Below are 21,233 nucleotides of genomic sequence, written 5' to 3'. Positions count from 1 at the left end.
AAAAAACGAATTTTTGGAAATTTTGCAAACTATTGTTTGCAGCTATCAACAGCTTTTTTTAGTTTGGCTTTATTTTTGGTAATTTATCCACAATCTGTGAACGCGCAAGAGTTCAATATGAACTCCATGCCGCCCCCGGAAATGCAGATGCAGTACAGCGCGGGCGCATTGAAAGACGGTGGAAAGCTGACCGTATGGGTGACCATTCCCGAAAAGTGGCACGTGAACGCCAACGAAGTTACCGACGAATTCTTGAAGCCCTCTTCAATTGTGGTGAAGGCCGAAGGAATCGAGTTCGGCGATGTGGTATGGCCCAAGCCGATCAAGGAATACAACGAAGCATTGGAACTTGAAATCCTCACCTTCCGCGGGGAATTCAAGATTGAAATTCCGGTGAAGAGTGTTGCCGACAAGTACGATAGCCTTGGAACCGAAGCGACTTTCCATTACCAGGCCTGCGACAATTCCATTTGCCTCGCGCCTGCAAGCAAGACGATTTCGCTCAGCAAAAATGCGGCTGGTACAAAATCCAGCAATGTGAATAGCAGCGCAAAAAAAAACGACTCTGAAACAGAAGTAGCCGCCAGCACAGGCGACAACGAGAACACGGATATGGGTGCCGTGAGCGATGCAGGCGCCACCGCTTCGGCAGGAATTATCGCCCTTCTGTTTTTCGCTTTCCTCGGCGGAATCATTCTGAACTTGATGCCGTGCGTACTGCCGGTGCTTTCGCTCAAGCTCTTTAGCCTGATCAAGCAGGCCGGCGAAAGTCGCGGACGGCTCCTCGCTTTGGGAGGAGCCACAACGGCGGGCATTCTGGCAAGTTTCTGGGCGCTGGCCGCCGTTGTCGCCGCCGTCAAGGCCGGCGGCGGGTCCGCGGGCTGGGGCATGCAATTCCAGAGTGCTGGATTCATCGCCTTCATGGTCGTGATTCTGACCGCATTCGCCATGAGCTTTTTCGGCGTGTTCGAAGTGTGGCTCCCGTGGGGTGCTACCACCAAAATGGACGAAGCCGGCCATAAGGCGGGCTTCGCAGGCGCCTTCTTTACCGGCGCGCTTCTTGTACTTTTAAGCACGCCGTGCTCGGCCCCCTTCCTCGGCACAGCCATGGGATTTGCCTTTGCGCAGACGACACCCGTGCTCTTCTTGTTCTTTACCGCGGCAGGGCTCGGCCTTGCGCTCCCCTACATGCTCGTAAGCGCTTTCCCGAAAGTCCTCAAGGTATTCCCGAAACCGGGTCCGTGGATGGTGAAGCTCCAGAAGGTGATGGGCGTATTGCTCCTTGCAAGCGTCGTATGGCTCTTGTGGATTGTGAATGAACAAGCCGGCACCGCGGGCGTCGGGATGTTTGCCATTGTCGTAGTAGCAAGTATCGCCTGCAGCGTTCTGCTCGGCAAATTCGCGCCGCCGGGAGTTGCCTTCGGGCGCGAAGTCGCCGGAATCGGCTTGAGCGTCGCAGTTCTTGTATCAATTTGGTTTGCCGCAATCGCTCCTGAATACGAACGTGCTGCCAGCGAAAAGTTCAACACCCGCATGCAAGAGCAGATGACGGCTGACGGCTGGTACCGTTATAGCCCCGCGCTCATCGAAGAATTTGCGAAAGCAAATCGCACCGTCTTCATCGACGCCACCGCCGACTGGTGCCTCACTTGCAAGACGAACGAAGCCGCCGTTCTCAACCGCGACGAATTCCGCCGCGCCATGGATAGCTTGAATGTGGCGCTGGTAAAAGCCGACTGGACTCGCGAAACTCCCGAAGTGAACGCACTCTTAAAGAGCATGCACAAGTCGGGCGTGCCCGCTTATGCGATTTATCCGGCTGGCGATGTATCTAGACAGATTGTTCTGCCCGAGTTACTGACAACGAGCGCAATCGTCGAGAAGATTACTTCGCAAAAATAAAAGAAGCCTCTCCGAGAAGAGAGGCCCAAGATTTTTTTTGCCACACGGATTTGGGAAACCTAACGGTTTCCTTTTTTTCTACCGCTTGCCTTCGCGCTTGTAGCGGTCGATGCATTCCTGGTAGAAGTCAAAGGTCTGCTTGGCAATCGACTTCCAGCTGAACACGTCAATCGCACGCTTGCGGCTGACTTCGCCCATTTTCTTCGCCAGTTCCGGGTTTTCGAGAATCTTGTTGAGCTTGTTCGCGAAGTCCGTCTGGAAAGCCTTCGGGTCAGCCGGTTCGAAATCCGTTTCAGACTTGGCCTTGAGCGGAACCAGGAATCCGGTTTCTCCGTCCACGATGATTTCGGGAATTCCACCCACTGCAGAGCCCACCACCGGCGTACCGCAGCTCATAGCTTCGAGGTTGATGATGCCGAACGGTTCGTAGAGGGAAGGTGTTGCAAACACGGTCGCATGGCTGTAAAGCACGCGGAGTTCTTCGTGCGGAACGGCTTCCTGAATCCAGACCACGCCATCGCGAGTCTTCTGGACTTCTTCGATGAGAGCCTTGCATTCGTCGGCAAGTTCAATGGTATCCGGAGCACCGGCGCAGAGCACCACCTGGGCGCCCTTGTCGATTTGCGGAATCGCCTGGATCAGCTGGCTAATGCCCTTCTGGCGCGTAATGCGACCCACGAACAACACATACGGACGCTTCGGATCGACACCCCACTTGGTGAGGATGCTTTCATTGAATGTCGGAGCGTAAAAGTCCGGATCGATACCGTTGTAAATCACCTTCACGCGGTCTTCGGGAACGCCGTAGAGTTTCATCACGTCACGCTTCATGCCCTGGCTCACGGCAATCACGCCGTCGGCCGCTTCGTAAGCGGTGCGTTCAATCCAGCAGCTCATGGCGTAGCCACCATCGCCCAACTGCTCGGCCTTCCACGGACGGTGCGGTTCAAGCGAATGCGTCGTGAGAATCAACGGGCACTGCAAAAGACGGCTAGCGAGCACGCCGCCAAAATGGCTGTACCATGTATGACAGTGAATGACGTCGATATCCTTGAGAGCGGCCGCCCACTGGAGGTTAATGTCGAGCGGCTTGAAAATCTTCTGGAAACGATCATCGTGCGGGTTCAAACCCAACTTGCGAGAAAAACCGATGGCGCGAATATTGTCCTTGTCTTCGTCTTGCACGCCAAAGCAACGTGCTTCCACATGACAAAGCTTTGCAAGTTCCTGCGTAAGGAACTTTACGTGAATACCTGCACCGCCATAAATTTCCGGCGGGAACTCATTCGTCAAAATTGCTGCGTTCATGGAACTAAACTCCGTTTACTGCATTAAGATAGCTTTGTTTTGCCCACCGGACAAACCCGTAATAAAAATGTAGGTGTATTCTTTTAATTTCTGCGGCATAAACGAAGATGAAATCCACAAAAAAACACCCAAGCCGAGAGTCGCGGGCAAGCGCGCTTGCCCATGACCGAGGCGCCGCGTTTTGAATTGACTTCGTCAATAAAAAACACCCCGCCCATTCGGACGGAGTGTAAGGAGTGAGTGTGGAGTTTCTTAGAAATTCTTGCACTGGGTTTTCCAATGGCCCTGCTTACCGATGATGCTGCCATCAATATACTTGCCAGTGGAACCAACGAAGTCGGCCTTGCGTTCGGTTTCGCCACCGAGATGCCAGCGCATCCAAGCAACCGTTGCAGCCATGCCATCCCAAGAACCGGAACCGTGGCCATAGCCACCTTCACTGTTTCTCGGACCGCCATTCATTTCGATAAGGCAGGCAGGAGCGCGAACGCCCTGGTTGTTATAGTCATTCTTGGCGTTGTCCTTTTCCATACCAACTTCGCCGTAAAGGATTGCGATGGAGCGATCGGTCGGAACCTTGTTCGCACCGTTGCCATTCCAGTCGCCACTGTTGTTCAGGAATGCGGTAAGAACGCGCTTGTCCTTAATGACGGCCTGTTCGGATTCGAGGCCGCCCATGGAGTGGCCGGAGCATCCGACAGTGTTCAAATCAAGCTTGTTGTAAAGCGGGCTGTTGGAATCCTTGTTCTGCCGATCCATCCAGTCAATCGCCTTGATAGCCTGAGAAGCATCACCCGGAGATTCCTTTAGGGCAATCACCACAAAGCCGTGAGAAGCGAGGCGGCGAATCATGCCTTCGTAGGCACCCGGTTTAGTACCACCACCCGGGCCCCACACCACGACGGCGTGCTTCTGGTCGTTAGAAAGCTGTTTCGGGTAAGCGAGAATGCCACCGCGATCCCAACCGGTATCCGTCTTGTATTCGACCTGCAATTGGTCCTTTTCTTCTTCCTTACCGCTGGCAAGGAACACGCCCTTGGGAGCTGCACTAGAAGAAGACACAACCTGTTCGCTAGAAGAGCTGGAGGCGGGCTTGACTGCTTCGCTAGAGCTGGAGGCCGGCTTTACGGCTTCGCTGGAGCTGGACTGAGCAGGTTCTGCAGATGCACTGCTTGCAACGGGATCAACTGTTGCGCTGCTGGTCGGAAGCGGATTCGTTCCTGGTCCACAAGCATCGGGCAAGCTAGATGACAAACAAAGTTCTTCGGGGGGAATCACCTGGGCAGTCGTGTCTGCGGGCTGAGCAGTCTGCGTAGAATCTGCAGGCAGAGTGGGGTCAGTCACACCCTGATTCGGATCTGTCGGAGTCGCATTCGGGTCTGCCGGATCCACAGGAGTAACGGTCCCCTGTTGTGCAGGGTCAGTCACCGTCTGTGAGGGATTTGTAGCCGGATCAGTGGCCAAGCCACCGCCCTGTTGCTGATCCTGGTACTGTTGCTGGGCTTCAGCAACGGCGTTATTGACTTGATCCGCAGCATCGCCGCAGTTGACCAAAGCAAAGGCAGCGCCTGCAACCACCAGGCCCTTTGCCAAATTCTTGAAATATTTCGATTTCATTGTGACTCCTTTTATACCTTTCCCTTAGCACCATTCTAAAGATACCTTGAAAAACAAGCGAAAAAAACAGTCCGAAACGAGTTTCCATGGACAATAAGTCCATAGTCAAAAGGAGCCAAAAATGGCGAAATTAGCTCAAAAAGCAAGATTTTCGCGTTCTAATTTATATGTAATTTATCCATAATGGATAAGGTTATTCTTACACATGCCGGGCGACCCCATTTAGCTTATTTTGAAAAAAATTAAAAGCCCCCGACCAGAGCGGGGGACTAAAACCAGAAAAATATTAACACGTTTTTTGAAAGAACGTTTACCTAGGAGCGTAAATCCTGGACATGAATTCGGCGCGAGTCTTTTCGTCAGTCTTGAATCGGCCCAAAAGCTGTGTGGTCACCATGGTTGCACCCGGCTTCTTGACGCCGCGCATGGTCATGCACATGTGAGACGCTTCCAAAACAACCGCGACGCCCTTCGGATTCAATTCCTTCTGGATGAGTTCTGCAATCTGGCGCGTCATGCGTTCCTGAATCTGCGGGAAGCGAGCATAGAATTCTACCACGCGCGGAATCTTGGAAAGGCCAACGACGCAATCGCCCGGAATGTAGGCCACATGCGCCTTGCCCGTGAACGGAAGAAAATGGTGTTCGCACATGCTTGCAAACTCGATATCCGGCACGATAATCATTTCATCGTACTTTTCGTGAAAGCGAGTCTTGAGAATGTCTTCGGCACGTGTCTCGCCCGAAAGGCCCGTCATGAGTTCGGCGTACATCTTGGCGACACGCTTGGGCGTATCGATAAGACCTTCGCGATTCGGGTTTTCGCCCATGCCTTCCAGAATCATCCGGAAGCCGTCTTCCATTTTCTTAAAATCCATCATGGGGCCAAAGATAGCAAAATTAGCGGATCGTGACAGCGCGAGTTTCGTTTCCGTAGCGGATCAGGAACTTGCCGGCATCCATAAAGTCCATGAGCATCATGGGTTCCGTTCTTTCGCGGCGAAGCAGGCGGCCCTGCAAGTCGTACACGAAAAGCATCTTGCCCGGAGCAAGTCCGAACAGGCTCACGCTCTTGCCACCCACCACGGCGCGCCATTCGCCTTGGTGCGTCGGCTGCACAGGCATGGTACCGCCGGTAATGACGAAGTTGTCAATGTAGCCAAATTCCTGGACATAGGAACCATTGACCTTGACGTTCACGACATTCTTGTGATTGCTCACGTTGCAGAACATTCCCGCGAACAGGTGTTCGTCACCGCAGCTGCTGTTCGCCAGTAAGCCCGTAATGGAATGGCCATTGCCCGAGAACACGCCTTCGTAATCCCAGATGGCGTCCCACACGAAATAGGTCAGCGAGTCGTCGAGATTCAACGCGGAATCCTGCCATATATTTTCGTTGATGACAATGTCGGAGTCGAGCGAGGCGCATGCCTTGGGATTGCGCTCGATGCTATCCAAGGTGCCGTTGACAAGGCCCGCGAACCAATAAAGTTCTTCCTTGTTCTTTAAATGGTAGCAACCCGTTGTATCTTGTGCGGGCATCTGCGGAGCCGGAGTCCATTCCGCAAACAGATCGACGCTTTTCTTCTCTGTCAACTGAACCGCCGAATAGTAGCTGAGTTTTTCCGGTGTCCAGCGATAAAATTTCGCTCCTTCGCGAGTAGGAGTCTTGTATTCAAAACCGACATCGGCTGCGTTAAACGCGGTCAAGTTTTCCAAGTTATTTTCGCCACCGTTCATGTGGTACGTGATGGTATATTCCGTCGTATTCCACTTGGCATAAACCGTAAGGTCTTCAGTATTGCCGGCGGGGATTTCCGTAATCTCTTCTTCCAAAAGCGAGTCCGCATACCAACCCGCAAATTCAAAGCCGGACCAGTAAGCCTTCCCCAGCACATAGGCCGCAGAATCCGCCGACCACTTGACTACATGGGGCTTGTAGAATTCGGTGCCGTTATAGAACTGGCCGCCGTTCATTTCGATGTCGACGACAAAGTAGCTCTTCCATTTCGCATAGAGAGTCCAATCGCCGTAATGTTCCGTCTTGATGGTATCGATTCTCTGCGTAAAGTCTTCGTCCAAGAACCAGCCTTCGAATTCGTCGTTTTCTTTTTGCGGGTCGGCAAGAACGATGGCAGAATCGCCCTTGACATAGCTGGCCGGATTCAGTTCGCTGTTTTCGCCTCCGTTCAAGACGTAGTGAATTTCAAACTGGACGCTGTCGGCTGCGGGAGTGCTGCTTGCGACCGTAGAACGCAAGCCTTGAATAGAGACATCGGCATAGACATTCGTCATCTGGACAAGGCCAACGACTTTGCCTACAATTCCGCTAGCATCGCTGCCCGAGAAATAAGAATCCGTAACGCCCAGGTTCCTTACGACCGTGACATTCTTGCCCCACACATCGTTTTCGTCGCCGAGAGTTACAAAGAATCCGTCACCGCCGCGCAAGCCAGAAATCTTGTAGCCATTGCCTTCAAAGGTTCCCTTGAACTTCAAAGGAATCCACCACACATAATCTTCCCTGGACAAATTGCCGGTGGAATCTAGAAGATTCTCGTTCACCACGATATCGTTCTGGAGAGAAACGCAACCTTCGAATTTATAATCGTCTTTTTTGGAGAACGCCGTTGAATCGGCAATCGAAACGGTTGCAATGCCGTAAAGTTCTTCGGCCGTATAGATCAGGTAGCAGCCGCGTTCATCTTGTTGCGGAGTCTGCGGAATGAGTCCCCATCTGGCATACACGCTAAAGCTGCCGAGGTAGTTTGCCAGTACATACATGGAATAATCTTGATATTCCCCGTAGTACATGTTGGGCGGAACATCTACGCCTTCGGAAAATTCAATATACCAACCCAAAAAAGAATAGCCTTCGCGAGAAGGATCTTTCAAGTCGAAGCGGCCTGCGACTTCGTCATAGCTTTCGGGATTTTCAGGATTGTTCACGCCGCCGTTCAGATTATAATTAATCGTGTAGGCGTTAGCCGACACTGCGGCTAACAGCATTAAGGACCCTAACACTGCGTAAACAGAACGAAACATTTTTTCTCTTCATCACTCAATGTGACAGAGTGAATATATATCAAAAAAATCCAGATTCTCATGGAACCTGGATTTTCCTTGGACATTAAACGTAATTTTACAAAATAATGTTATCTAAGATTTACCTTAGTCAAGTTACCCTTGCACTTAGCAAAATAGATGCCAAGCGGAAGGCCTTCAAGCGAGAGGTTATTGGCAGCGCGGCGCACCAACGCACCGTTCATGTCAAACAAAGTAATACTACCGTTCGCTTCGAGACGATTACCCACACGGACAATTTGGCCCAAATTTGCGGCCTGCGACTTCGCCGCAGCAATCTTTGTCGGACTGGCAAAGTCTTCGACATGCGTGATTCCGTTATTCACGTAATCGGCAAGCCCATAAGCGTGACGCATGATGTTCAGAACTTCCAGATCGAACACGGAGCCGTCGGGTTCCGATTGCCTGCGGATAATCGTCATATTGTTTTCGCCCTCGTGGCCCGTATCCCAGGCGACAGGCACCACCTTGTGCTTGAAGGCAGATTTCATCAAGTAGTCATAATACGCAAGGCGCCCCTTGCGATGCTTGGCATACTTGTCGCCCGTCAGAACTCCCACGCGGTCGTTCGCGCCGAATTCGCCGATTAAGACAGGAACTCCCTTGTCGACAAAGTTCGTCTTCATTTTGCCGAACTGGTCGTCCATGCGGTCGCCTGTACAGGGATCGCCCATGGCATTTGCCCAAGCATTATAGCCGCAGTTGTGTACGATGTCATCGCCAGTCGCCAAGTCTTCTGTACCCCAGTAATACTGCGGTTGCACGATTGCGCCCCAATCGGCAGGCTCGTTCATGAGCGTGTAAGTGTACGGATCGTAGTAATGCACCTCGACCATCAGGCGGTCCGCAATCACGTCCTTCGGCAGTTTAGAAACAGGCATGACTTCGCAAGTGCGGTCCACGCTTGTCGACGGTCCTTGAATCACGAGCGTACGGCTTGCATTGTTGCCACCGGTGGCGCGCACGGCATCCACAAAGGTCTGGTGGTATGTCATGAGAATTTCGGTTTCGTGCTTGTAATTGTCATCGGTAGTCGCAGGCTCGTTCGCACTCGCGAAAAGCAGGCGCTCGTTATAGTTCTTGAAGCGGTTTGCAATCTGCGTCCAGTAAGCCTTCTGCTTTGCATTCACTTCGTCTTTCTTGTCGTCGCTCAAGTTGCCCTCGAGCCAGCCGCCATCCCAGTGAATATTCAAGACGGTCACTAGTCCTGCGCGCATGCACATGTCCACGACCGTCTGCACCGAATCCATCCAACTTTCGTTAATTACGCCGTTTGTCGCATGACTATCCCAAGCGCACGGAATGCGAATAGTGCTAAAGCCCGCCGCCTTGACCGAATCGATATAGGCTTCGGTCGGGAACTTGTTGCCCCAACCGGTCGGATTCCCCGGCACTTCCATCGTATTACCGATGTTGATGCCGAAACCCATCTTCTCGAAAATTTGATTTGCAGTAGGGAGCGTCTCGGCGAACGAGAACGAAACCCCGGAAATGGAAGCGGCCACTGCCGCAGTCCTGAGAATGCTTTTAAGCATAAACAACCCTTTAGGGAAGCGCATGCAACCCTTATTTAAACAACCCAGCTAAAATATACATCACAAAAAAGCGCCTTGAATCATTCAAGACGCATTCCGTATGGACAAAATATCCTAACTAGAAAATGTCCTAACCAAAAGGATGTTTACACAAATACGACTTCGTTTCCGATGCGCGGGGATTCCGTACGGTTCGGGAGGCCGCTTTCGGTATCGGCATAGCCAATGGCGACGGAAGCGTACACGCGTTCGTCTTCCTTAAGGCCGAGGGAGCGCAGGTATTCGAGCAAAGTCGGGTCTTCATTCAGCCACTTGAGCTGATTGATGTAGCAACTGCCGAGATCGAGTTCGTTCGCCGCAAGCATCATGTTTTCGACGGCGCAGGCGACATCGGCCATATTGTTGCCGTATTCCTTCTTGTTTGCGACCACGATAAGCACGGGTGCGGTATAGCAGAAGGAATAGTTGCCCTTACGGGCAAGCGTAATGGAATTCTTGAGACTCTTGTAAAGGTCTTCGCGGAGTTCCATCGCGGCAAAGGCGGACTGTACGAGTTCCTTGAGCTTTGCAATCACCGCCGCATCCGAAATCACGAAGAAATGGTTAGTCTGCGCATTACCGCCGGTGGGGCCGAAACGGCCCGCATCCACGATGGTCTGCAACTTTTCAAGTTCCACTGGCTGCGCCTTGAACTTGCGGGTACTACGACGAGTCTTGATAGCTTCAAGAGTATTCATTATTTCTCCAGCGGAAGAATCAAGATACGGGATTTCCGTTTCTGGTTGTAATGTTCGCGCTTGCTCTTGGGCAAATCGCTGACCGTACCATCTTCGAATCCGAAGTGGTAGAACCAATCGAGCGCCTGCGTCGTCAGCAAGAACAACTTCTTGTAGCCCTTCATGCGGCCGACAGAAATCAAGTGGCGCACGATGGCGTCGCCAATGCCCGACTTGCGGTAATTCGCGCCCACTGCAATGCCGGCGACTTCGGCCATACCGTCTTCGAATTCGTGCAAGGCGCCACAGCCGTGAATGCTGTTGTCAATGCTGTAGACAACGTAATCCTTGAGCTTTTCGGAAATGCTTTCCTGGGTACGCGGCACCAAGAATCCCTTGTCGATGTAGTCCTGCATAATGCGCAGGATATCGGGAATATCTTCGATGTTCGCGGGCCTGATACTGGAGTACTGGTTGGCGTACACCATGGTACCGTCACCGCGGGCGCTGAATACTTCTTGCAGCACGCTGCCCTGGAATTCACCGCTCAGCAAGTGAACACGGTTCGCTCCCGCTTCGCACGCCCGAATGGCATTCATCAGGTAATCCATCTGCGCAAAGTCAAGCTGGTCGGAATTGAGTTCCAACAGTTCCTTGGCCTGGTCCACGTCCATAGCCGAAATAACGCCCGAATCCGTGGGTTCCAGGTACTTGGTGTTCCGGCCGGTCACAAGGCCTTCGAGCTTGATACCGTTCTGGTTACCGATGAAGAAGAGCTTACCCACCTTCATATATTTGCAAAGTTCGGTCGCCAATTCAGTAGAACTGATATTGTAGGCGTGTCCGAGCTTGTTCCAGCCAATCGGCGGAATAATCGGCACGAACTTTTCTTCCAAAAGCTGTTCCAGGATATCGCGCTGGATACGTTCGATACGGCCGGTGCGCATGTAGTCGACACCGTCGATAACGCCCATGCTACGAGCCAGCACCCAGTTACCCTGAATGCCCCTCAGGCCGCTTGCCGTAAGATGGCTCATGATATGCTGTGCAACGCCGAGAGAAGCCTGCTCGATGTGGGGCAAGGCCTCTTCGCTGGTAAGACGCACGCCGGCATGGAACGTGGATTCCAGTTCCCACGCCTTGAGCTGGGCATCGATGCTGTTACGCGTACCCGGCACGATAATAATGCGGATACCCGCCTTGTGCAAAAGCGCAATGTCGCGCATAAGCACCGGGAAAAGGGGGTGACTCATCAGGTCATCCTCGATTTTCAGCACAAACAGCTGGCCCTTGAAGCGTTCCATATAGCCGAACACTTCGCGAATAAAACCGGCAACTTCAAAATGTTGCGAATTAAAGTCAGGCGTTGCGTTATTCATAGTCAATAAAGTAGAAAAATGTTTTGTTCATAAAACAAGCGCGGCCCCATGGGACCGCGCTCGTTTAGTTGAGATAGAATACTCTTTCCCGAATCTTAGTCTTGGATTCGAGTCCAGTTGAGGATACCCTTCTTGACCAGGTAGATATAGCCTGCTTCAAGAATCACGAGGAATCCGAGCAACACGAACAGCAAGTCCCAGCCGCCCTTGAGGAACTGAACGGTCCAGGGGTAGAGGAACGCCACTTCGAGGTCAAAGACCAGGAACAACATGGCGACCATGTAATACTTTACGGGATATCGTTCACCCGAAGTACCGGAAACATGCGCGACACCGCATTCGTAGGACGTACCTTTGATCGAGGTCCCCTTGATTTTCCCGGGGTGCAGGAACCAGTTTGCCACCAAAAGGGCCGTGGGAACAACGAGTGCAAGGACCACAAGGATGGTCATTGCAAAAGTAGTATCAAAGATTTCAACGTTCGACATAGTGAGTTAAAACATAGTAAATTTCTTTTTTCTCGTTAAGTCCCAAAATGTAAACTATATTTACAGGCATGAAAAAGATCACTACATTTTTGGGATGTGTGGGTGTGGTGTGCTTATTCTGGGGGTGTTCCGACAATGATATCTTGACCCCGAACGGACCTATTGCTGAAGAGCCTGCTATTTCTTCTGCAAAAGAATCTCCGGTCGCGTCATCTTCTTCATCATTAACGGAAGCTCCTGCAACAAGCTCTTCCTCTATTAATGGCAATTCGGACCCGACGCCGTCGTCCAGCGATGGAAAACCCGGCACGGTAACAATTACCCGTGATTCCATCGTCAAGCAAGACATTGACTTGAGCAAGATCGAAACCCCGAACTACAGCAGTGGCGTTTTCTGCTGGAGCCAGGAGTGCGAAACCAAGTATGCCGGAATGACTTCCAACCCGGATCTCCAGTCCTCGTCGTCTGCTCTCAGCATCGACATCGGCATGTCCGAAGAAGCAAAGGTTCCGCCGACCATCAGCGGCAACACCATGACGGATATGCGCGACAACCAATCCTATAAACTGGAAACGGTCGCTGGCGTCCGCTGGATGGCTGAAAACCTGAGGTACAAGACCGAAAACGGAAGTTTCTGCGAAGACAAGGAAGGCAACGACGTATGCGCCAAGAACAAGAGCGTGTACTACACTTACGGCGTTGCACAGAGAGTCTGCCCCATGGGCTGGCGTCTCCCGACCGCAGACGAAGTCACCGCCGCAGCCGCAGCCCAGCCCGATAGCTGGTGGGTCATTGGCGGAAGATTCAAGCTCGACGAAGAGGGCAAGGTCTCGGAATTCGGCCTGAACGACGGACAAGGCTACATCTGGATTATCCAAAACGGTAGCAACACCTCTTGGAGAATCAAGGCCTATTCCGGCGAAGATGTCGAAAAGGCATTCCAGTCCAGCGAAGGTCCCCGTGCCTACAACGTGCGCTGCGTCGAAGGCGCCGACGTCGAATAAACCTAAACCTTTAACAAACGAAAAACCCGGGCGAGCGCTCGGGTTTTCTTTTAATTTGTAAGACTTGTTAAAGCTGTTCGATATTGTCCACGCCTTCGTCCAAGAGGAGCGTCAGGTTCTGGACTTCCTTTTCCATCTGGTCATAATAGTTTTTAGCGCGACCCAGTTGCTTGCGGAGTTCCATGATTTCGGACATAAGCTCCACGGTAAGCAATGCCATGCGCTTACGGTTGTCCATCTGGAACTTTGCCGAGCGTTCAAAACGCTGGTTGATATTTTCCACGATGTCATTCAATTCCGCATCGGGCAAGTCGGTGCGAATCTGAATGGATTCCTGGGCAACGGTAATAGTTACCGATTTCAAAGGTTCGATGCTAGCCATTATTTAATCCCTACGCCGAATGGATCATCGTCCATCAGCATCCTTATCCGAAAAAATTTGTCTGCGAGCCCTCCTGCTTGCTCGCGAACAGATCGTTGTCGTTCTCGTCGGCCCCATGAACTTCGATAGTCGGAACATCGTCTTCGGGTTCCTGAGCCACTTCTTCTTCCGCAGATTCTTCGGTAGGCACTTCTTCAAGCACCAGATCATCTGCAGCGTCGGCCTGTTCTGCGGATTCTTCAGCAGGTTCTTCCGGGGCTTCTTCTGCAGTTTCTTCGACAGATTCTTCTGCGGGCTGTTCGGCAGATTCATCCTGGTCGATAGCAATGTCTGTACCCAGTTCGTTTTCGATGGTTGCCACCAACTGGTTGAACTTTTCCTGGGCTTCGGCAATTTCTTCGTTCTGGGCCTGCAGCTGTTCGTTCAGGCTGTCTACAAGGGCGTTCTTTTCGGAAAGCTGTTCCATGAGGCTTGCGATAGTCGCATCCTTTTCGGCCACCTGGGTATTGAGGGCGCCCAGGAGTTCCGCCTTTTCGTTCACCTGGCCGGTCAGCAAGTCGGACTTTTCGGTCAGTTCGCGGATCTTGTCGTTCAGGCTTTCAATACAGCCGTCCTTTTCGACAAGCTGCTGTCCAAAGACCGTGACACGGTCGACAAACTTTGCGATTTCGGCATCTTTCTGATTCAGCATTTCCTGCTGCGCGTTTGCCTGGTTGGCGCGGGCGTCAAGGGCGGCCTTGCAGTCTGCCAGGTCGTGCTTGGCCGATTCAAGCAACAGGGTCTTGTCCTGCGCCATGGCCACAGCCTGCGACAATTCGCGTTTGATTTTTGCATTTTCTTCTTTGAGGGTACGGACCGTGCCCAGCACACCCTCGATTTTTTGAGATAAAACACTCATTTTTTCTAAATTCATTTTTGCTCCGTCTAATGAGTTTTAGAACTTTAACATTATTAAGATAACTAAATTTTTTCACAAAAAACAAATGATTTCTGTAAATGAACATATACAGCGGCGACTGACGGAATTGCCGGACCGGCCGGGCGTTTACATCATGAAGAACGCCCAAGGGAAAATCATTTACATCGGAAAGGCTAAAGTTCTAAAGAACCGCGTCCGCAGTTACTTCGACGGCTCCGAGCACAACGGCCACCGTGCGGCCACGCTGATGCTCCCCCACATTCGCGACATCGAGTGGATTATTACCGAAAGCGAAGAAGAGGCGCTGATTCTAGAAGCAAACCTGATCCGAAAGCACACGCCCAAGTACAACGTGCTCCTGAAGGACGACAAGCACTTTCCGTACCTGGCGTTCTCGGTCAAGGAACCGTTCCCGAGGCTATCGCTTTCGCGCTCGGTCAAGAAGGACGGTCGCCAGTATTACGGCCCGTACATGGGTTCGCGATACATCGACAAGCTCATCGACATATCGGCAAGGCTGTTCAAAATTCGCGAATGTTCCATGGAACTGCCGGCCAAGCACCCCGTGCGCCCCTGCCTCAACTACCATATCGGGCGTTGCAGCGCCCCCTGTGCCGGGCTCATTACGCAAGAAGAGTACGCCAAGGATGTAGAAAGTACGCGCCTGATGCTCGAAGGCAAACGCGACGACTTGATTGACAAATGGCAGCGCGAGATGGAAGAAGCGAGTGCCAACCTGGATTTTGAAACCGCCATGAAAAAGCGCGATGCAATCCAGGCATTGCAGGCTTCCGGCACGCACCAGAAGACCGATACCAGCGACCCGAACTTGTCACTGGACGTGGTAACGCTCCGCCGTAATGGCGACATGGCCGCGGCCGTGATTTTGGAATACCGCAAGGGCGTGCTCATGGGGCGCAGGCATTACCGGCTGGAATGCAAACTCGAAGACGACGAGACCGAAATATTCAGGCAGATGGTGCTTCCTTGGTATATGGAGGCGCCCCTGATTCCTGCCGAAATCGCAACCGACATCGTGCTCCCGGAAGACCGCGAGATTCTGGAACAGGCACTTTCGGAAAAAGCCGGAAGAAAGGTGCGTTTTTCAAGCCCCCAGCGCGGCGAAAAGCTCGGATTCTTGAAACTAGCTGGCGCCAATGCCGACATGATTCTCGTGGAAATGCGCGCCGAAGTGCAAAAGTACAGCGAAATCGACCAGAGCGTATTCGAACTGCAAAAAGTTCTCGGACTCAAAAAGACGCCGTTCCGCATCGAGTGCGTGGATATTTCTCACCTTTCGGGCACGAACACCGTAGCTAGCCTTGTGGCCTTCAAGAACGGGCGCCCCGACAAAGCCAACTACCGCAAGTTTATCATCAAGACAGTGGAAGGAGTCGACGACTTCGCCAGCATGCGCGAAGTGATGACCCGCCGTATTCGCAGGCTCGAAAACGAGGGCGTACCCATGCCCGACTTGTGGGTATGCGACGGCGGTAAAGGCCAGGTAGACGCCACCATGCAGATTCTGAAGGAGCTCGGCCACGACCAAGATTTACCGCTCATCGGCCTCGCCAAGCGTCTCGAAGAAATCGTGTTCCCCGACGACCGCAAGAGCATCGTGCTGCACCGCACCAGCCCTGCACTAAAGCTTTTGCAGAATGCCCGCGACGAGGCGCACCGATTCGCCATCACCTACCAACGCAGCAAGCGCAAAAAGGACTTGGAAGTCGAATGGCTCAAGATGCCAGGTGTGGGTCACGAGACCCGCGTCAAGATTTTGAGCAAGTACAGAAGCGCCGAAGCGTTCATGGCGGCCCCCATCGAAGACATCGAAATCCTGCTCGGCAAGGTCCGCGGAAACAACCTACGCGACCAAGTCGCAAAATATTGTGCAGATTTTATCAGACCATCCGGTTTAGATGACAACAAAGACTCAGAAGGCTGAATATTCCAAAGTGGACTAAGGCTCGTTTGTATAAAAACGACCTTTATGAACTAATTTCGCCAAGCAACGATAAGAATTCTTTACTTATCATTTATTTTAAAAGGACAAAAAAATATTTTTCGTTTTTTCGCTTGCTTTTGCCCTTCAAGTTGTCTATATTACAGGTAAGGCATCCCACGGATTAACGCCCGATCTAACAGTATTTTTAAAGCTCGTCGCTCTTGGTGTTCAGTTTAGGCGCGCATCGACGCGAAAAACAAAGCCCCGAGGCACTGCTATCATTTTTAAGTGAGTAGCTTCGAGTGTTCCACCGTGAGGGATGCCTTTTTTGTACCCTGACAAAATTTCCAAATAAAAAAACACCCTAAAAGGGTGTTTTTTTAATATCGCCTGACTTGCAATTTATGCTTTCGGCTTGACGCAGGCACGAATCAGCATGAGCTGCGCCGGCACATACAGCCACCATATAATATTATTTGCAATTTCGGCAACCGACTGCAGTGCGCTGTGGTCGTCACCCGTGACCATCGAAAGGCCAACACACACGTCGCCAAAGAAGAAGGCAACCATGCCCCAACGGATCAGCTTTGCATTGGCGGCCGGGAAATATCCCTTGCGCGGAGCAAGAATACCGACGACCACCGAAGTAATGACGAATACGCCGTAAACCACGACAACAGCCACGGTGAGGCCCAACGTGCCGGTAGCAATCAAGGCAATGCCAGCAAGAACGGCTACGGCCAAAAGCGCATAGATTTTAGGAACGCTCTTGTCGTCTTCGGATTTGCGGGAATGCCTATAAATCAAGATGCTCTGGAACACCATGAAGAAGGTAATACCGAGAATGGTGCTGAGGGTTCCCGCATCGGCAACGGTCGCCTTGAGCAGGCTGAAACTGTAGTCCGCCAACAGCGAGAACACGAACGCCGCACGCAGCAACTTGCCATCGCGGCCGGAGAACGCCTTCGAAGCGGTAATGAAAGCAAGAATCGTCAGCATGGTTGTCATAACCGACTTGGTGTAAAGCTGCAAGGTGCCAGAATCCGACAGGCATTGGCTTACCGCGCCGCAGGAATAGAAGTCAAACCAATCCTTGCCGGCCGTAATGAGGAGGAACACAGCAAGGACAGAAAAAACGATTTTTTGAGCAGTTGTTTGTAAAAGCATGAATAAAGGATAGCAAAATTCACGCTTGTTTGGTAAGTTTTTTGTAATATTTTACAAAATAATCGGTCAAACCTACTTGATTCGCACCTGACGCAAGTTTTTACCCTGTCGGACAAGGTAAGTTCCCGGAGCCTGCTTTAAAGAATGCCCCAAGAATCGGCCCTGCATATCAAAGACCTGAATTGGCTCGTTCGGCCCAATTTCGAAGCCCGCAAGGTTGCGATTCCTTATCGCCGTCGTCGAATCTTCCTGAGTCGTGTCCGGCTCCACGAACGGATTTTCCGGGTCGTCCACCACCACCTTGATGGTTACAGAAGCATCGCAGCCCGAGGCATTTGTGTGCACCGCCTTATAGTAACCGCTCGATTTTCCGTCAAGATTCTTGAAGCGGATTTCGCGATCGGTCGAGGTGAAATTGTTCGGACCACTCCAAACCCAGCGGCCACCTTCCCACGGATGCGGGCCAATCACCAGCGAGTCGCCCTTATTTACCTGAACATCGGTAGTCTCGTTCCAGCCGCCGTTATGCACCTTCACATACGGGATAATTGTATCCGGCTTGCAGACGCCACCTTCGGCGCCTTCGATCACCATCGTGGTAATCGTGTTGGACTTCGCGGTCATCGAAAGCGCCTTGCCCGAAACCACGATATCGGATTGCTTGGTGAGGCTGCCCGGCAGTTCGAACCGCGCCACCTTCGCGCTCGTGCCAATCTTCACGAATTCACCCAGGTCGAATTCATACTTCACGTCGCTAGAACCGCTATTGCGCACGATAAGCACCAGCGCTCCCTCGGGCGTGAGTGCCGCGAGCGTGTTGCCGTTGTCGCTATCGATAATGCGGGAGCCCGGACGGATGTAGCGGCTGAATGCGGCATGCATATAGTAACGCGCATTCGGGCTGAAAGTCTGCTTGCTGTGGTTCAGCGCGAGACTACGCCAGTTCTCGGCCGGATCGCCAATCTGCCAATCCACCCAGGCACTCGCCTTCATGTCGCGCAGGTCTGCAAGAATCACGCCCGCCATCCAGAGCGCAATGTTCTCGTCGCCGCTCTTGTGAAGCGGGCCCGTTTCGGACTGCCAAACCTTCTTGTCTTTCGCGAACGCCGCATTGAAAAGCTTTGCGCGGTTGTCGCCGCCGGAATAGCTGTGCGTGTTCACCTGGAACATGTAAGAGAGCGCTTCGGAACTGTACTTGTTGAACTGGTTCAGGGCATCGCCGATGTTCGTCTCGTCGGCAGCACTCACCGAAGTCTCGGGGAACAGGCCCTTCTTCTGAAGCGCCTTGCCGAGTTCCACAATCATCTTCGTCTGGTTGTTCTTGAAGCCGCAACCTTCCTGCCCGCCATTGGACTTCCACCAGCCAGCACTCGGCTCGTTGAACGGTTCCACCGTGCGGAACGTGATTCCCCATTCCTTCTTGAAATGCAGCGCCACTTCGGAGAGGTAGTCCGCGAAGTCGTCGAAATAGTCTTCCTTGAGGTTGTCGCTACCGTCGCTACTGCCCGAAACGCAGCCGCTCTTGGTCATCCACCACGGGGGCGAATTGCTGAACGCCTCGAAAATCGGGCTCTTCACGCGTTTAGAAAGTTCAATCGCGATTGTGCGCTGGTACGGATCGGCCGTCCAGTCGAAATCGCCCTTTTCGGTAGGCTTGTAGCCGGGAACGTTCGCGCCGCCGTCACCCTTGTCCAAATGGTTATGGCCCGGCTGGTCACCGCCGCCGATGTTGTAGCGGAAAATCGTGTAGCCCAGACCCGTGTCGGGGTCGGCAATCGCACCCAGAAGCTTGCTGCGGTTCGCCTCGCTCCAGGCGCCCGCCTTCACGGCCCACCAGCAGAGACTCGTGCCCCAGCCCTCGAAAACCTGATACTTTTTGCCAGGGTCCACGACCACCTTAGTCTGTGCATGCGCAGGGGCAAATAAACCTGCTAAACAGAACGCGGCAAGGGCCACGCCCGAAACTTTAAAATCTTTACCAATACCCATCATACCCCTAAATATACCCCCAAAATGACTAAATGTCAAATGTGGATTTGTAAATGACACTATTTGTCACAATAAAAATCTATTTTCATAGTATGTCAAAATAAGGAGCAGAAAATGGATAAGGAGAGGGGCTACGTAGAGACTCAGGGGCCAAATAGGACCCGACGCATATGGACGCCGGAGGAGTACGAAGCGTTCATGAAGAAACTTGATGCTTATCCCGACCAGCACAAGGCCGAATTATTAAGGCGCATGCTGAATCCGGTCTATCACGAACCTGGGAAAGGTTAACAGCAAACGATTTGGGGATTTAATGGGTTTAGAAAAATTCGATTTAATTAAATCTATCGGCAACGGAGAAAATCAGGTTGATTACGGATTCGTCCTCGGCGGCAACCGGCAGAAAATTCTGCTGATAAAAGCGGGACAAGGCGGTTCCGTTTATGGTTATCATAACAAGTACCTAAAACTCGCTTGCGAAATGCGGGACCTGTACGGGTTTTCGGTAGTTTGCGCATCTACTCCATCATCGGACATAATCCAAATGATTCAATTTGCCGAAGTGGTAAAATCTGAATTTGAGATTAGCGGGCAGACACAAATCTATTTTATGGGAATGTCGATGGGCGCATCCATCGGGTGCATAGGCCGAGCGCTGTTCCCAGAAATCAGCCGTTTTCTATTGGTGAACCCTCCGCTCATGATAAACACAACTAGGATATGCCGTAGTGCCAAGGCGTTTGATGGCGACATGATGATATTCGTTTTCGGAAGTCTTGATCCTTCGACACATTTAGCAGGCCTTCTCAAGCTACAGGAACGCGAGAATATGCGCGTTGTCATTGTTCCCGAGCAAGACCATCATTTTTCAAGAAATGAATTTCGACTAATAGAGTTGATGAAGCTGCTAAATTATGAAGATAAATTAAAATAAGGAGTGCGAATATGAACATTATCATGACACCGACACAAAAATACAACGACTTGAAATCGCTAGTAAAGCGTTCGTATGCAGACGAAAAAGAACGGAACGAGATGTGGGAATATATCGCAGGCTACATTCTTGCGAACAATGGGAACGAGATTCAGGAAAATAATTTAGAGGCGTTTTCGCGGCTTACCGAACATAAAGGGCGCCTTGCTCATATCGACATCATTGTCGATGCCACGGATCTTGACAAAAGAGCCGCAGAAATGGAAAAAGCCTTCTTAGACTCCATTGGCAAGGCGTGGCCCAACCCGTGGGTTCTTATTTGCTATGGCAAAACCATCGGAACCGACCACGAACTTAACCGGTTCTTCTATATAAAAAAGGAGGGGTGATGAAAGTTTTCATCTCCGGTTCAAAGTCAATTTCGGCATTGTCCGAAGAAGTGAAATCTTTACTTGACGAGCATATTGCCCTGGGTACAGAATTTCTTGTAGGAGATTGTTACGGCGTTGATGCTGCGGTACAAAAATACCTGGAATCCAAAGGGTACCGCAACGTAACCATCTATTGCAGCGGAGAAACGCCAAGGAACAATTTTGTTACGGGAGCAAAAGTCCACTCTTGCGCAAAAGCCGCCAAAGGCCTTACAGGAAGAGCTTTTCAGTATGTGAAAGACATCCAAATGGCGCAAGACTGCGATACGGCTCTCATGATTTGGGATGGGAAAAGCAATGGCACCGGCGAAAACATTCACCGCGTAAAGGAAATGGGGAAACCGTACAGAATTATAAACGAGGATTGACTAATAATTTTGTTCACGACATCATTTATCGTAAAAAAAATATAATTTTACAGTATATCAAAAATG

18 protein-coding genes are annotated in these 21,233 nt (G+C 51.6%); 6 read left to right on the top strand and 12 right to left on the bottom strand.

The features are described 5' to 3' along the window. Positions 1-117 precede the first annotated feature (117 nt). On the top strand, positions 118-1,902 hold the full coding sequence (locus tag B7989_RS10660) for a thioredoxin family protein (protein ID WP_088628473.1): 1,785 nt from the start codon (positions 118-120) through the stop codon (positions 1,900-1,902). Between the two features lie 78 nt (positions 1,903-1,980). Here B7989_RS10660 and glgA read toward each other — a convergent pair whose 3' ends face one another. The 8 genes from glgA to B7989_RS10620 form a co-directional block, all read right to left on the bottom strand. Beyond that, positions 1,981-3,210 (bottom strand): glycogen synthase, encoded by a 1,230-nt coding sequence (gene glgA / locus B7989_RS10655; RefSeq protein WP_088628472.1) that lies wholly within the window; start codon positions 3,208-3,210, stop codon positions 1,981-1,983. 252 nt (positions 3,211-3,462) lie between these two features. Next, entirely contained in the window at positions 3,463-4,827 is a 1,365-nt protein-coding gene (locus B7989_RS10650; RefSeq protein ID WP_233144368.1) for an alpha/beta hydrolase, read from the bottom strand. 310 nt (positions 4,828-5,137) lie between these two features. Then, on the bottom strand, positions 5,138-5,707 hold the full coding sequence (folE, locus tag B7989_RS10645; protein WP_088628471.1) for a GTP cyclohydrolase I FolE: 570 nt from the start codon (positions 5,705-5,707) through the stop codon (positions 5,138-5,140). 19 nt (positions 5,708-5,726) lie between these two features. Next, positions 5,727-7,835: an InlB B-repeat-containing protein gene (locus B7989_RS10640; RefSeq protein ID WP_233144367.1), complete on the bottom strand. Its 2,109-nt coding sequence runs from the start codon at positions 7,833-7,835 to the stop codon at positions 5,727-5,729. Positions 7,836-7,981: 146 nt separating this feature from the next. Beyond that, positions 7,982-9,445, bottom strand: a complete 1,464-nt coding sequence (locus B7989_RS10635; protein WP_088628469.1) for a glycoside hydrolase family 5 protein — start codon at positions 9,443-9,445, stop codon at positions 7,982-7,984. Positions 9,446-9,591: 146 nt separating this feature from the next. After that, positions 9,592-10,182, bottom strand: coding sequence for a nitroreductase (locus B7989_RS10630; RefSeq protein ID WP_088628468.1), 591 nt, complete (start codon positions 10,180-10,182; stop codon positions 9,592-9,594). After that, positions 10,182-11,540 (bottom strand): amino-acid N-acetyltransferase, encoded by a 1,359-nt coding sequence (argA, locus tag B7989_RS10625; protein WP_088628467.1) that lies wholly within the window; start codon positions 11,538-11,540, stop codon positions 10,182-10,184. Before argA ends, B7989_RS10630 begins: the two co-directional genes overlap by 1 nt. A gap of 95 nt (positions 11,541-11,635) precedes the next feature. Next, positions 11,636-12,028 (bottom strand): NADH-quinone oxidoreductase subunit A, encoded by a 393-nt coding sequence (locus B7989_RS10620; RefSeq protein WP_073319767.1) that lies wholly within the window; start codon positions 12,026-12,028, stop codon positions 11,636-11,638. Positions 12,029-12,096: 68 nt separating this feature from the next. Between B7989_RS10620 and B7989_RS10615 the strand changes: the two genes are divergently transcribed. Next, positions 12,097-13,032 (top strand): FISUMP domain-containing protein, encoded by a 936-nt coding sequence (locus B7989_RS10615; RefSeq protein ID WP_088628466.1) that lies wholly within the window; start codon positions 12,097-12,099, stop codon positions 13,030-13,032. A gap of 67 nt (positions 13,033-13,099) precedes the next feature. Here B7989_RS10615 and B7989_RS10610 read toward each other — a convergent pair whose 3' ends face one another. Together B7989_RS10610 and B7989_RS10605 are read right to left on the bottom strand one after the other, a co-directional pair. Then, on the bottom strand, positions 13,100-13,414 hold the full coding sequence (locus B7989_RS10610; protein WP_088628465.1) for a hypothetical protein: 315 nt from the start codon (positions 13,412-13,414) through the stop codon (positions 13,100-13,102). A 43-nt stretch (positions 13,415-13,457) separates the two neighbouring features. Continuing rightward, positions 13,458-14,312, bottom strand: a complete 855-nt coding sequence (locus tag B7989_RS10605; RefSeq protein ID WP_198959554.1) for a hypothetical protein — start codon at positions 14,310-14,312, stop codon at positions 13,458-13,460. Positions 14,313-14,397: 85 nt separating this feature from the next. Here B7989_RS10605 and uvrC point away from each other — a divergent pair, with 85 nt between their 5' ends. Further along, a complete protein-coding gene (gene uvrC, locus B7989_RS10600; RefSeq protein WP_088628464.1) occupies positions 14,398-16,278 on the top strand; it encodes an excinuclease ABC subunit UvrC in 1,881 nt (626 codons plus the stop codon). Between the two features lie 402 nt (positions 16,279-16,680). Here the strand turns inward: uvrC and B7989_RS10595 are convergent, their stop codons facing one another. Both B7989_RS10595 and B7989_RS10590 read right to left on the bottom strand, forming a co-directional pair. Then, the gene (locus tag B7989_RS10595) at positions 16,681-17,445 is read right to left on the bottom strand and encodes a hypothetical protein (RefSeq protein WP_088628463.1); all 765 of its coding nucleotides are present in this window, start codon (positions 17,443-17,445) and stop codon (positions 16,681-16,683) included. Positions 17,446-17,517: 72 nt separating this feature from the next. Next, positions 17,518-19,437 carry a glycoside hydrolase gene (locus B7989_RS10590; protein ID WP_233144366.1) on the bottom strand — a complete coding sequence of 640 codons (1,920 nt, stop codon included), beginning with the start codon at positions 19,435-19,437 and terminating at the stop codon, positions 17,518-17,520. 310 nt (positions 19,438-19,747) lie between these two features. Here B7989_RS10590 and B7989_RS10585 point away from each other — a divergent pair, with 310 nt between their 5' ends. The 3 genes from B7989_RS10585 to B7989_RS10575 are packed head-to-tail and all read left to right on the top strand — an operon-like array spanning position 19,748 to position 21,167. Further along, on the top strand, positions 19,748-20,368 hold the full coding sequence (locus B7989_RS10585; RefSeq protein WP_088628462.1) for a hypothetical protein: 621 nt from the start codon (positions 19,748-19,750) through the stop codon (positions 20,366-20,368). Between the two features lie 11 nt (positions 20,369-20,379). Further along, positions 20,380-20,757 carry a hypothetical protein gene (locus B7989_RS10580; RefSeq protein WP_088628461.1) on the top strand — a complete coding sequence of 126 codons (378 nt, stop codon included), beginning with the start codon at positions 20,380-20,382 and terminating at the stop codon, positions 20,755-20,757. Next, positions 20,757-21,167: a hypothetical protein gene (locus B7989_RS10575; RefSeq protein ID WP_088628460.1), complete on the top strand. Its 411-nt coding sequence runs from the start codon at positions 20,757-20,759 to the stop codon at positions 21,165-21,167. Before B7989_RS10580 ends, B7989_RS10575 begins: the two co-directional genes overlap by 1 nt. Positions 21,168-21,233 lie beyond the last annotated feature (66 nt).

Origin of the sequence: Fibrobacter sp. UWB5, assembly GCF_002210295.1 — a bacterium.
In the GTDB taxonomy this organism is placed as follows: Bacteria; Fibrobacterota; Fibrobacteria; order Fibrobacterales; family Fibrobacteraceae; genus Fibrobacter.
This window is presented reverse-complemented; position numbering and strand designations above follow the sequence as displayed.